Origin of the sequence: Rhodococcus sp. WB1 (genome assembly GCF_001700945.1) — a bacterium.
Taxonomy (GTDB): Bacteria; Actinomycetota; Actinomycetes; order Mycobacteriales; family Mycobacteriaceae; genus Rhodococcus; species Rhodococcus aetherivorans.
Genome location: NZ_CP015529.1, coordinates 5198869 through 5211616 on the forward strand (window position 1 = coordinate 5198869; position 12748 = coordinate 5211616).

General features: G+C 71.7%; 10 protein-coding genes and 1 pseudogene. 2 read left to right on the forward strand and 9 right to left on the reverse strand.

From position 1 onward, the window contains the following. Positions 1–140: 140 nt before the first annotated feature. From A4U64_RS23290 to A4U64_RS23320, 7 genes are all read right to left on the reverse strand, one after another. Positions 141–1151 (reverse strand): alpha/beta hydrolase, encoded by a 1011-nt coding sequence (locus tag A4U64_RS23290; RefSeq protein ID WP_029547027.1) that lies wholly within the window; start codon positions 1149–1151, stop codon positions 141–143. A gap of 306 nt (positions 1152–1457) precedes the next feature. Next, complete coding sequence (gene zomB, locus A4U64_RS23295) at positions 1458–3335, reverse strand: flagellar motor control protein ZomB (RefSeq protein ID WP_044476001.1); 1878 nt, start codon at positions 3333–3335, stop codon at positions 1458–1460. Positions 3336–3393: 58 nt separating this feature from the next. Next, positions 3394–4299 carry a decaprenyl-phosphate phosphoribosyltransferase gene (locus tag A4U64_RS23300; protein ID WP_006937150.1) on the reverse strand — a complete coding sequence of 302 codons (906 nt, stop codon included), beginning with the start codon at positions 4297–4299 and terminating at the stop codon, positions 3394–3396. Further along, positions 4296–4832 carry a phosphatase PAP2 family protein gene (locus A4U64_RS23305; RefSeq protein WP_006937153.1) on the reverse strand — a complete coding sequence of 179 codons (537 nt, stop codon included), beginning with the start codon at positions 4830–4832 and terminating at the stop codon, positions 4296–4298. Before A4U64_RS23305 ends, A4U64_RS23300 begins: the two co-directional genes overlap by 4 nt. After that, positions 4816–6744: a glycosyltransferase gene (locus A4U64_RS23310; protein WP_065923195.1), complete on the reverse strand. Its 1929-nt coding sequence runs from the start codon at positions 6742–6744 to the stop codon at positions 4816–4818. The genes A4U64_RS23305 and A4U64_RS23310 overlap by 17 nt, the downstream gene beginning before the upstream one ends. After that, positions 6741–7961, reverse strand: a complete 1221-nt coding sequence (gene glf / locus A4U64_RS23315; RefSeq protein ID WP_006937155.1) for a UDP-galactopyranose mutase — start codon at positions 7959–7961, stop codon at positions 6741–6743. Before glf ends, A4U64_RS23310 begins: the two co-directional genes overlap by 4 nt. A gap of 73 nt (positions 7962–8034) precedes the next feature. Then, complete coding sequence (locus A4U64_RS23320) at positions 8035–8787, reverse strand: MerR family transcriptional regulator (RefSeq protein WP_006937156.1); 753 nt, start codon at positions 8785–8787, stop codon at positions 8035–8037. A 132-nt stretch (positions 8788–8919) separates the two neighbouring features. Here A4U64_RS23320 and A4U64_RS23325 point away from each other — a divergent pair, with 132 nt between their 5' ends. Together A4U64_RS23325 and A4U64_RS23330 are read left to right on the forward strand one after the other, a co-directional pair. After that, complete coding sequence (locus tag A4U64_RS23325) at positions 8920–9399, forward strand: DUF2231 domain-containing protein (RefSeq protein WP_065923196.1); 480 nt, start codon at positions 8920–8922, stop codon at positions 9397–9399. A gap of 80 nt (positions 9400–9479) precedes the next feature. Continuing rightward, positions 9480–10610, forward strand: a complete 1131-nt coding sequence (locus A4U64_RS23330; RefSeq protein WP_065923569.1) for a glycosyltransferase — start codon at positions 9480–9482, stop codon at positions 10608–10610. Between the two features lie 160 nt (positions 10611–10770). Here A4U64_RS23330 and A4U64_RS28925 read toward each other — a convergent pair. After that, positions 10771–11775, reverse strand: a pseudogene (locus tag A4U64_RS28925) (MFS transporter); the annotation flags it as partial. Further along, positions 11772–12746, reverse strand: a complete 975-nt coding sequence (locus A4U64_RS23335) for an NADPH:quinone reductase (RefSeq protein WP_065923570.1) — start codon at positions 12744–12746, stop codon at positions 11772–11774. The gene A4U64_RS23335 and the pseudogene A4U64_RS28925, both read right to left, overlap by 4 nt. Positions 12747–12748: the final 2 nt, after the last annotated feature.

Genomic DNA, 12748 nt, shown 5'->3' on the forward strand with positions numbered 1-12748 from the left:
GGGCGCCGGGTGGGGGCGCCGCGCTGTGACGGGTGTGGTTTTTGTCAACGATCCGCGAAACGGCGCATGCCGCCCCTCGTCCCTCGCGGGTCGTGGGGCGGCATGCGTACCGTCAGTGTGCGCCGGGGAGTTCGGCGCGATCAGTAGGCGTTCAGTGCCTCGAGGATCTGGGGGCGAGCCTTCCACAGCTCCTCTTCCCAGTACTTCCAGGAGTGCGTGCCGCGCGCCGGGAAGTCGAAGCGGGCCTGGATGCCGAGGGTGGCCAGCTTGATCTGGAATGCGCGGGTCTGGGCGAGCGCGAGCGCCTCGAGGCCCATGGCGTTGGCCGTGTTGTAGACACCGACCAGGCCCTGCGGGGTGTCGTGCTGGCCGGGCAGGCCGCTGGCGGCCGAGATGTACATCGACAGGCCGGCGAGCTTCGGCGCGAACACGAACGGGTCGTTGCGCAGCCACGCCGGGCTCCACGGCGGGCCCCACATCGAGTCGACGTTGAAGCGGCCGGCGTCGAGCATCGCGACGCGGATGGCCTCACGCATGCCCGGGGCCGACAGGTTCAGGTAGCCGGAGAGCGACGAGGCGAACTTGAACTGGTCGCGGTGGTAGGCCGCCAGGGTCAGCGCGGCGCTGCCGCCCATCGAGAGGCCGAGGATGCCGTTGTTGCTGCGCGAGACGCCGCGGGTGGCGAGGTAGTCCGGCAGCTTCTCCGTCAGGAACGTCTCCCACTTGTAGGTGACGTCCTGGCCGTTGAGATTGCTGGGCGCGTACCAGTCCGTGTAGAAGCTCGACTGGCCGCCGACCGGCATCACCAGGGTGACGTTGTCGTTGGCGAACTGGTCGCGGGCGTTGGTCTCGAAGCTCCAGGCGTTCGCGTCGTCGCGGGCACGCAGGCCGTCGAGCAGGTACAGCGCCGCGTCACCGCCGCGGGCGGCCCACTGGATCTGCACCTTGATCGGGCCCATGTCGGAGTCGACGAAGACTTCCTCGAAACCGCCGGCCGGTGCCCGATGCGAGATCGGGGCGGCGGCTGCGGGAGCGGCGAGCGCGGCGGTGCTTCCGGCGACGCCGGCGGCAACCGGCAGAACGAGGGCTGCGGCACCCACGCCGAGCACGCGCCTGCGGAGGCGCTGCGACAACCTCGGGACAAAACGCATGAACAATGCTCTCTTTCTCGATCTGCGGCGTCCGCGTGCGCGTCCCCCGTCGGATACCGGCGGCGACGACCGAGCGGGCCGTCACAAGTCACACTGCGGTCAAGACTGTAAAGGACACCGTGAGCTCTGACAAACCCCCGGTAACCCAGGTCAACGAACCGTGTGTCGGCTTCGATATCGGCCTGCACCCCCGATGCGTTACACATCCGTTATCGACTGTGATCATACCGAGATACGCCCGGCGGACCGCACGGGCCCACCGGGGCGAAAACGACATCGATGTAATTCGCGGGCCGGACGACCGCGTCAGCCCCCGTCGCGCGGGGGCGGAAGCGCGAGGCCGCAGCGCTGGATCTCGTATTTCGGCACCCGGTCGAAGCGGTAGTCCGCATAGTCGAACGCGTTGCGGAAATTCCGCTTGAACAGTGGCCACGTCAGTTCCGCGCGGGAGGACGCGAGCAGTTCCTGCGTCTGCGGGCACGTCAGCGCCACCTGCGCCTGCGCCACCCAGTCCTCGTCCAGATAGGCCGGCAGCCACGGGTGCACGTCCACCATTCCCGTGTCGGCGACGACCCAGTCGGGGTAGAGCAGCTTGTCGTGCCCGATGCGCCCGTCCTCGAGCCGCTCGGTGTGCGCCGCCAGCGGGTACGCCAGCCCCATCTGGTCGAGCACCTGCACGTCGAGCCCGACGTTCATGCTGGTCATGCCGAGGTTGAGGAAGTAGACCGTGTGGCCGGCTCCGCCCGGCGGCACCGGCCCCGGCGGCGGCACGACGTCCCATGCGTCGAACGACGGTGTCGGCAGCAGCAGCCCGCCGTCGGGGGTGTTGGAGATCGCCTCGACCATCGCCCGCATGCGCGGGTAGTCGAGGTAGTCCTCGGCCCGGACGGGATGCAGGTGGCCCGTGTTGAGGGCGTAGAACGCCCGCTCGTCGACGATCCCGGAGCGGCCCACCACCGCACCCTCGGGCATGCCGGTGGTGTTCGCAGCGATCGCCGACCACACCACCACACCGAGCCACAGCACCCCCGCCGCCCCCGCGACGGCCGTCGCGCGAGTGCGGCCGATCTCGGCCCGCTGCGGAACCCGCAACGGAATCACGGCGACGGGAATGAGCAGACAGAACAACGGCGGCAGCAACACCCGGCCGTGCATGAAATCGCCGCCGACGCGAAGGGCGTACAGCGTGAGCAACAATGCGGCGCCGAGCATGAAGACGACCACGGCCGCGGGGGTGCGCAGCGCGCGCTGTGCGCGCGCCGGAAAGGACCCGTCCCTGTGACGGAATTCACGTTTCGGCGCGTCCTGTTCGCGGGGTCCCCGGTACCGCCACGCGAGCGCGGCACCGAGCAGCAGGAGCAGCAGCGGCAGCCACAGCAGGTACGGGCTCACCAGGTTCCCGAGGTACTCGAAGCCCTGCGCCCACTTCGCCCCGCCCGCGTCCTTGGCCACCGCCGTGTTCGGATAGGGCAGACCGTAGTAGCCCATCCGCCAGATCTGATAGCCCACCGGCACGGCACCGGCCACCGCCACCACGGCGACCCGCACCCGCCACGTGAGTCCGGCCGCGAGGAACAGCATGAGCAGGGCCGGAAGAGCGAGAAGCGCCAGTTCGGGGCGCACGAGCGGCCCGAGACCGGCGACGAACGCCGTCGCCAGCACCGACGGGGTCGACGGCAACCCCGGCACCGTCGCCCACCGCACGAGCAGCAGCCACAGCAGGGCGATCCAGCAGATCACCAGCCCGCTCTCGAGGCCGGAGGTGGCGAAGTCCCGGGCCGGGGGCACCGCGATGTAGACGAACATGCCGGCGGGCACCAGCAGGAACGTGGCACCACTGCCCCGCAGCCGCCCCCGGTACAGCCGGCCCGTGCCGAGCATCGCCAGCACCACCGCCGCGGTCGACAGCACGAGCGCCGTGGCAAGCACCACGTACTCGAGCCGCACCCCGCTGAGCCGGCCCGCCGCGTACACGAGATACGTCCACAGGGTCGACGTGTTCGCCTCGACCCGGTCGCCGGCGTTGAACACCGGGCCGTTCCCGGCCAGCAGGTTGCGCACGGTGCGCAGCACGATCAGGCCGTCGTCGGCGATCCAGCGACGCTCCCACGCGCCCCAGAACATCAGCAGGGCCGTCAGCGCGACTCCGCCGGAGAACACCGCGGTCGGCACCCACGGCCGCATGCCGCCCCGGCCCGCCGGCCGGGGCCGGCGGGCCGGGGCGCCGAGATCCTCGTCGAGGTCAGAAGAGGTAGACAGCACCGCCGACCGCCCCGATCCAGGCCAGCGCGAGGAGTTGCAGCACCCGGTCCTTCAGGGCGATCTCCTCCGGTTCGCCGGCCTCCCCGCCGTCCACGTCGACCGCGTACCGCAGGATCGCGATCACGAACGGAATCATCGAGATCGCGAACCAGTTGGTGTCGTTGGCCTGGTCGCGCTCGAACGCCCACAGGCCGTAACAGATGACGACCGCCGTCGCCGACAGCGTCCACACGAACCGCAGGTAGGTGCCCGTGTAGTACTCGAGCGACTTGCGGATCTTCGCGCCGGTCCGCTCCGCGAGCCGCAGCTCCGCGTACCGCTTGCCGGCCGCCATGAACAGCGAGCCGAAGGCCATGATCAGCAGGAACCACTGCGACAGCAGGATCTCCGCGGCCACGCCACCGGCGATCGCCCGGATGAGAAACCCGGAGGAGACGATGGCGATGTCCAGCACCGGCTGGTGCTTGAGCCCGAAGCAGTAGGCCAGCTGGACGGTGATGTACACCGCCATCACCACCGCGAGCTGCCAGTTCGCCAGGAACGACAGGCCGATCGAGCCGACGAGCAGCACCACCGCCATGCCGTAGGCCAGGTTCACCGGCAGCACGCCGGCGGCGATCGGGCGGAACCGCTTCGTGGGATGGGCGCGGTCGGCCTCGACGTCCATCGCGTCGTTGACCAGGTAGATGCCCGACGCGGCCATGCAGAACACCACGAAGGCCAGGGCGACCGGGATCAGGACGTCCAGCTCGGTCGCCGAGCCGGCCGCGAGGGGCGCGGCCAGCACCAGCACGTTCTTCACCCACTGCCGGGGGCGAACCGCCTTGACGATGCCCTCGGCCAGATTCTTCGGAGGCGCCGCGACGGCTACCGGTTCCTCGCTCATCTCTCTCCAAACTTCTTCTCGGCCCGCACGACGGCCGCGGCGGACGCGGCGCCGAGCGCGGCGCCCGCCAGCACGTCCGTCGGATAGTGGACGCCGAGCACGAGGCGGGACAGCAACATCGGCGGGACCAACACCGCCGGTAAGGGTAGCCCGGTCAGCCGACCGAGCAGCACGGCAGCGGCCGTCGTCGAGGTGGCGTGCGAGGACGGGAAGCTGAGCCGGCTCGGGGTCGACACGTTGACCCGGATGGTCGGGTCCACGGGCCGGGGACGCCGCACGACCCGCTTGACCACGATGGACGCGGCGTGGGCGCCCACGGCGCCGACCGCGACCCCGGCCCACCGCCGCCGGCGCGGGCGGTCGACCAGTGCGCCGACGCCGCCGATCACCGCCCAGCCGAGGGCGTGCTCACCGAAGTGCGACAGCCCACGGGCCGCGGCGATCGCTCCCGGCCGGGAGCCGACCGTGGCCTGCACGGCCTGCAGCACCTGGATCTCCGCCTCGGTGGTCGGCCATTCACGACTCGAAGACACGCTCCCACTCCTCCTTGCTCGTCAGGGCGGGAACCGCGGCCTGGTACTCGTTCTTCAACTCGGGGAACCTGCGTGCCAACTCGCGGCGCAGCCGCACGGCCTCGGACAGCAGAGCCTGTGCCTGCCGAGGGTCGCGCTTACGGTAGACGACGCCGCGCCCGTCCGCGGTGGTCACCGTCACACCGTCCACCTGCGACAGCAGGAACCAGCGGGCGTCGAGGGTCGGCACGTTCAGCTGCGGACGCTCGTGGTGTTCCGGATGCGCCGGCCGCACGTTGTGCACCAGGCCCTTGGCGAGCCGCACCATCTTGCGCACCGCCCCGCGCGGCTCGCCGACCGCCCCGACCTCGGCGCCGGACGGCAACGGCAGCTCGGTCGACGACGGCAGCACCACGGCGTCGGAGAACCGCTTGCGCAGCGCGTGCACCTCCCCGAGCGCGGTGGGCAGCAGTTCGAACAGGCGGTCCGGGCCGGCGAGGAAGTCCTCGATCGCCTTGTTCTGGATCGCCACCGTCGAGTACTCGAGGCACAGCAGGTGCTTGAGCGTGGCCTTGACGGTGTCGAGCACCAGGCCGCGTCCGTCGCCCGGCATGTGCAGGGCCGCCACGACGAGGCGGTTGCGCAGGTGGAAGTACGCCTGCCAGTCGATGGCGTCGTCCTTGTCGCTCCACGCCATGTGCCAGATCGCGACGCCCGGCATGGTGACGGTCGGGTAGCCGGCGGCGCGGGCCCGCAGCCCGTACTCGGCGTCGTCCCACTTGATGAACAGCGGCAGCGGCTGACCGATCTCCTCGGCCACCTGCCGCGGGATCATGCACATCCACCAGCCGTTGTAGTCGACGTCGATGCGCCGGTGCAGCAGACGAGACTGCTCGCGGTCGCGCAGCGGCTTGGTGGAGAAGTCGTGGTCGTACTCGACGTTCGGCGCGGCCGTCCACATGAAGTCGGCGCGGTTGATCACCTCGCCCATCGTGTGCAGGTGGCTGCGTTCCTGCAGGTTGAGCATCTGGCCGCCCACGAGCATCGGGCTCTTGGCGAACCGGGACAGCGCCAGCGCGCGCAGGACCGAGTCCGGTTCCAGCTCGATGTCGTCGTCCATGAACAGGATGTACGGGCAGTCGGTGGTCTTCAGCGCCTCGTACATGATGCGGCTGTAGCCGCCCGAACCGCCGAGGTTGCCCTGGTCGTGGATGGCGAGCCGGTCGCCGAGCGCGGCCGCCGCCGCGGTGAAACCGGGCTCGTCGCGAACCTTCCGGGTGCCCTGGTCCGGGATGATCACGGCGTCCACGACGTCGAGGACCAGCGGATCGGAGGCGAGGGCGACGAGGGCCTTCACGCAGTCCGTGGGGCGGTTGAAGGTGGGGATGCCCACGGCGACGGACGCCTCGCCGGGTGCCTCGACCGGCGCGTACCAGCCCGCCGAGCGCAGCGTGACGTCCGAGTCGGTGGTGATGTCGAACCAGATCCAGCCACCGTCCTCGAACGGGCCGAGATCGATCTCGAACTCGACCGTCGCGGCGTCGTCCCCGGCGGGGGCGCCGCCGGAGAACTCGCGGCCCTCGACGTGGATGCGGCTCGCGTCGGCCTTCGAGCGGTACACGTCGGCCCGGCCGTGGCCGGTGAGCTCGAGCCGCAGCACCACGGAGGTGAGCGTGCTCCACCGTCGCCAGTAGCTCGCCGGGAAGGCGTTGAAGTAGGTGCACATCGACACTTCGGACTCGGCGCCGATGTTCAGCGACGTCCGGCCGACGGCGTGCGCGCGCCGTGCGTTGGTCGGCGATTCCTCCAGGTAGAGGGTGCGCACGTCGAGCGGTTCACCCGGGCGCGGCAGGATCACCCGCTGCAGCAGTGCCCTGCCGAGCAGCTCGGATTCCGGCGCGACGGGCTCGGCCAGCTGGTGCCGGGCGCTCACGAGGCGTCCCCCGCCAGCGGCGTGCCCGACTCGAAGTACGGGAGGAGGGCGTTGTCGAACATGCTCAGCGCGCTCGCGATGGCCATGTGCATGTCGAGGTACTGGTAGGTGCCGAGCCGGCCGCCGAACAGCACCTTGTTCTCCGCGGCCTCCCGCTTGGCCCGCTCCCGGTAGGCCGAGAGCGTGGCCCGGTCCTCCGGGGTGTTGATCGGGTAGTACGGCTCGTCGTCGTTGCCGGCGAAGCGCGAGTACTCGCGCATGATCACCGTCTTGTCCGTGGGGTAGCCGTCCCGCTCGGGGTGGAAGTGCCGGAACTCGTGGATGCGGGTGTAGGGCACGTCGGCGTCGTTGTAGTTCATCACCGGGGTTCCCTGGAAGTCGCCGGTGGGCAGCACCTCGGTCTCGAAGTCGAGGGTGCGCCAGCCGAGGCGGCCCTCGGCGTAGTCGAAGTAGCGGTCGAGCGGCCCGGTGTAGACGACGGGGGCGCCGGGGCTCGCGGCGCGGATCTCGTCGCGCACCTCGAACCAGTCGGTGTCGAGCCGCACCTCGATCTTCTCGTCCTTCGCCATGTTCTCGAGCCACGCGGTGTAGCCGTCGACGGGCAGGCCCTCGTAGGTGTCGTTGAAGTACCGGTTGTCGAAGGTGTAGCGGACCGGCAGGCGGGTGATGTTGCCGGCGGGCAGTTCCTTCGGGTCGGTCTGCCACTGCTTGGCGGTGTAGTCGCGCACGAACGCCTCGTAGAGCGGCCGGCCGATCAGGGAGATGGCCTTCTCCTCGAGGTTCTGCGCCTCCGCGGTGTCGATCTCGGCGGCCTGCTCCTTGATCAGGGCACGCGCCTCCTCGGGGCTGAAGTACCGGCCGAAGAACTGGGACACCAGCCCGAGACCCATCGGGAACTGGTAGGCCTGGCCCTTGTGCATCGCGAACACGCGGTGCTGGTAGTTCGTGAAATCGGTGAACTGGTTCACGTAGTCCCACACCCGCTTGTTGGAGGTGTGGAACAGGTGGGCGCCGTACTTGTGGATCTCGATGCCCGTCTCGGGCTCGGGCTCCGAGTAGGCGTTGCCGCCGAGGTGGTGGCGGCGCTCGACGACGAGAACGCGTTTGCCGAGTTGCGTGGCGGCACGCTCGGCGATCGTCAGTCCGAAGAACCCGGAGCCGACGACGATCAGGTCGTACTCACGGGTGGCAGGCTGGGGCGAGGGTGCAGCAGTCACGGAAGACCAGGGTAGGCGACCCGCGGGGCCGTGCGCGTTTCCGGTAGCGGGAGCGACCGGAAACGCGCACGGGTCAGGCCAGGTGGGCCCGCAGGGCGGACCGGACGAATTCCGCACCCGCCGGGCCGCCGTAGTTCGCGGCGAAGCGCTCGTCCGCGACGTACATCTCTGCCAGCCCCAGGACGTACTCCCGGTTCGGCTCCTCCCCGTGGCCCGGGGTACCGGGGATGCTGCCGAGCCACGCGACGTGGCGACGGGCCAGGTCCTGCCCCTCCGGGCCGGCCGGATCGAGACCGGCGGCCGCGGCGGCCGTCCAGTCCGCGCCCAGGCGGGCGGCGACGGACTTCCAGTCGTCGCGCTCGGCCTCGCTCATGCCACGCCACCAGCGGTCACTACTGTCGTAGGCGTCCTGGCCCCAGCGTTCGATCACCTCGTCGCGGTACTGCGTGTGGTCGAATCCGTCGAACACTTCGTTCGCCATCAGTTCCTCTCCTCTCTCGGTTCTGCGGATGGTGGTGCGCACCGACTCGATCTGCCGGGCCAGCCGCCGCTGCTCGTGCTCGAGCAGTTCCAGATGCACGCGCAGCGCCGCAGTGGCGTCGCGATGGCCGTCGAGCACCTCGGCGACGGCCGGCAGTCCCAGGCCGAGGTCGCGCAGCAGCAGGATGCGCTGCAGCCGGACCAGGGCGTCGGCGTCGTAGAACCGCATGCCGCCCGGGCCGGTGCGGCTGGGCTCGAGCACGCCCACGTCGCCGTAGTGCCGCAGGGTGCGGCTGGTGACGCCGGCCGCGCGGGCCAGTTCCTGGATGGACCATTCGCCTTTCATCGCGGGCCTCTCTCGTCGGGTACGCCCAGGATGCGTCTTGACGTCGCGTCAACGTCAAGCCCGTTCGGATCCCGTTCGTCCGGATCGGCGCCTACGGTTTCCCTGGACGCTCCGGCCGGAAGGAGAAACGGTATGACGCTGATCGGCGGACTGCCCGCTCACCCGCTGCTCGTGCACGCGGTCGTCGTGCTGGTGCCTCTGGTGTCGACGGGGCTGATCCTGTGCGCGCTGTGGCCGGCCGCGCGCCGGCACCTCCTGTGGCCGGTCGTGGTGCTGGCGGCCGCGGCGCTGGTGCTGACGCCGCTCACCGCCGAGACCGGCGAGCAGCTCGCCGGCGCCCTGGGCGACACCCCGCTGATCGAGGCCCACGAGGAACTCGGCGAGACCATGACCCTCGTCGTCGCGCTGTTGTTCGCCGCGACGGCGCTGCTCGCGGGGGCGCACATGCTGCGCGGCCGCGGCGACGGCGGCGGGCGACGAGCCCTGACCGTCGTCGCGGCGGTGCTGGCCGTCGTCGCCGCGGTGGGCGCGACGGTGCAGACCGTCCGGGTCGGCGAGTCCGGCGCCCAGGCCGTGTGGACCGGCCGCGTGCCCCCCGCGACGGCCGACTGACGGAGAGATTCGACGCGCGTTCACCGCGGCGCCCGGCGTCGTTGCCGCACCCGTCGCCGCGTCCCGGCTCAATGAGAACGGTGCGCATCGTTCAGCTCGCCAACTTCTACGGCCCCCGGTCGGGCGGCCTGCGCACCGCGCTGCACCAGTGGGGCGGCGGGTACACCGCTCGGGGACACGACGTCACGCTGATCGTGCCCGGACCCCGTCGCGGCGAGGAACTGCTCGGCAACGGGGTCCTGCGGATCACCGTGCCGGCACCGGTCGTCCCGTGGACCGGCGGGTACCGGGTGGCCGACCCGCGGCGCGTCGCGGACGTGCTGCGCGGCCTGCGGCCCGACGCGGTGGAGGTGTCGGACCGGCTGACGCTGCGCGGATTCGGCCGGTGGGCGCGCCGGCGCGACGTGCGCAGCGTCGTCGTCTCCCACGAGCGGCTCGACCGCCTCCTCGGCCAGGTGCTGCCGGCGCCGGTCGCCCGGCGGGCCGCCGACCTGGCCAACCGGCGGATGGCCACCGACTACGACACGGTGGTGTGCACGACGGAATTCGCGAGCACGGAGTTCACCCGCATCGGCACGCCGAATCTGGTGCGGGTGCCGCTCGGCGTGGACCTGGACCGCTTCCACCCCGCCCGCCACGACCGCCGCCTGCGCGAGCGGCTCGTACCGGACTCGTCCCGGCTGCTGCTGCACTGCGGCCGGCTGTCCGTCGAGAAGAAGGCGGAGCGCAGCATCGACGCGGCGCGCCTGCTGCACCGGCGCGGGCACGACGTCCACCTGGTCGTCGCCGGCGACGGGCCGCGACGTCACGCCCTGGAGCACAAGGCGAAAGGGCTCCCGGTGACGTTCACCGGATTCATCGGCGACCCCGATCGGCTGGCCGCGCTGTTCGCCACCGCCGACGTCTCGCTGGCCCCGGGACCGCACGAGACGTTCTGCCTGTCGGCGCTCGAATCGCTGGCCGCCGGCACCCCGGTGGTGGCGTCGCGGTCGTCGGCGCTCACCGAGATCCTCACCCCCCAGTGCGGGGTACTGTCCGCCGACCGCGACGCGGCCTTCGCCGACGCGATCGACGAATTGCTGAGCGCCCCCGACCTTTTCCTGCGCCGCTCGGCGCGACGTCGCGCCGAGCAGTTCGGGTGGGCGACGTCGGTGGACAGGATGCTCGCGGTCCTCGGCGACCCCGGGCACCCGGCCGGAACCGCGCGGTAGGCCGGCCGGACGAGATCGCCGCCAGCGCAGCCCCACCCGTCCACACGCCGGCGGCGGCGAGGGCGGTCGCGGAGAACGACGAGGCCGTTGCGGCGATCTGCGGCCCCAGCCCCGCGCCGACGAACAGCGCGCAGGTGTAGAGCGCCGTCCCGGCACCACGGTGCGGGCCCGAACGGTCGAGCACGAGGGCGATCAGAGCGGGGGCGATCACCGCCACGCAGAACGTGATCGCGGCGAAGGCGGCCACCGGCGCGTCCTGCGCCACCGTCGCGCAGGCCGCCGCCACGAGGAGGAAGACGACGATGCGGTGCCCGGTCCGGATCCGGCCGAGCAGACCCGACAGCAGCGGTGCCGCGACGATCGCCGGCAGCGCCGACGCCCGGAAGACCAGCAGCTCGTCGGGATCCCCCACCACGGCGAAGCGTTGGACGCCGGTGTGGAGCGCCACGAAACCGGCCAGCACCGTGGCGGTGACCGCCAGCACGGCGACGGTGCGTGCCGATCCGAGCAGCGCGACGGCCGCCGTCACCGGCTGCGGGCCGGGTCGCGGCGGTGGTTCGTCGTCGACCGCGGCGAGCACCGCCACCGTCGCCACGGCGAACAGGACAGCACCGATCCCGAAGAACCACCGCCATCCGGCGAGCGCGGACACGGCCTGCGCGGCGATCTGCCCGAGGACGACGGACGCGAGGAAGGACCCGGTGAGCACCGACAGTGCCGTCGCCCGGCGAGCCACCGCGATCCGGGTGCCGACGTACGCGAAGGCGGCAGGCGCGAACGCCGCGGCCACCGCGCCCTGCAGCACCCGCGCGGCGATCATCCACGTCGCGTCCCGGGCGGTAGCGACCAGCACGGTGGCCGGGACGAGCGCCCCCAGACCCGTCAGCAGGGTCCGCCGCGGTCCGATGCGGTCGACGACGGCGCCCCAGGCGAGGAACCCCACCGCATAGGCGATGCCGAACGCGGTGTGGGTCACGGTGACCCGCTGCGCGTCGAGGCCCAGGTCGTCGGCGAGGACACCGAACACGGGGATCACGGCGTAGAGCTGGGACAGCACGAGCACCGCGAGGAGTCCGAGCAGTACGACGACCGGGAGGAACGCCGCCACGGCATCCCCCTCGCCGGACGACCGGTCCCGGGGCGAGGCGAGATCCGGCTCCGTCATTCGGGCAGCCCCAGCACGACCTTCCCGAGCACCCCACCCTCGACCGCCTCGTGCGCCGCCGCCACCTCGTGCAGGGGGAACCACACCGTCGGCAACGGGGTGAGCGCGCCGTCCTCGAGTGCCGCCGTGATGCCGCGCACCGCGTCCTCCTGGGCTCGCGGACCGATGGTGTAGACGAGCATGAAATGGGTTCGGAGGTTCCGGGCCATCAACCGCTGCACGGGAATCGGCGGCGGTTCGGGTTCGGGGGCGTACACGACGACGGTGCCGTGGTCGGCGAGCACCTCGAGGTCGAGGTCGAGGTTGCGTCCCAGGGCGAGTTCCAGAATGCGCCCGACGCCGTCCGGCGCGGCGGCCCGCAGCGCCGCGGCGGCCTCGGAGCTGCGGTAGTCGACCACCACGGACGCCCCCGCCGCGCGCGCGAGCCGTGCCTTCTCGTCCGTGCTCGCCGTGGCCAGCACCGTGGCACCGGCCCGGCTCGCCAGCTGCACGGCCGCGTTCCCCACCGCGCCGGCCCCGCCCGCCACCAGCACGGTCGCACCGTCGAGCGGACCGTCCGCGAACAGGGCGTGCCATGCGGTCATGAACGGGATGCCGAGCCCGGCGGCGAGCTCGTCCCCGACGTGCTCGGGCAGGTTCACCGCCTGCCGATCGGGGACACACGTCCACTGGGCTGCGGTGCCGTGCCGGCGCCGCCACGCGGCGTTCCACACCCACACCCGGGAACCGATGCGGCCGGGATCGGCACCCGGCCCCACTGCGTCGACCACTCCGACGCCGTCCGAGTGCGGGATCTGCCACTGCAGCGGCGTCCCCCGGCCGTGCAGCCGGGCCCGCCAATCGGACGGGTTGACCCCGGACAGCCGGAGGCGGACCCGCACCTCCCCCGGCCCGGGCTCCGGTCGCGGCATCCGGCGAACGTCGAGCACGTCCCGGGCCGCGCCGAGGCGCTCGTACACCGCCGCGAGCATGT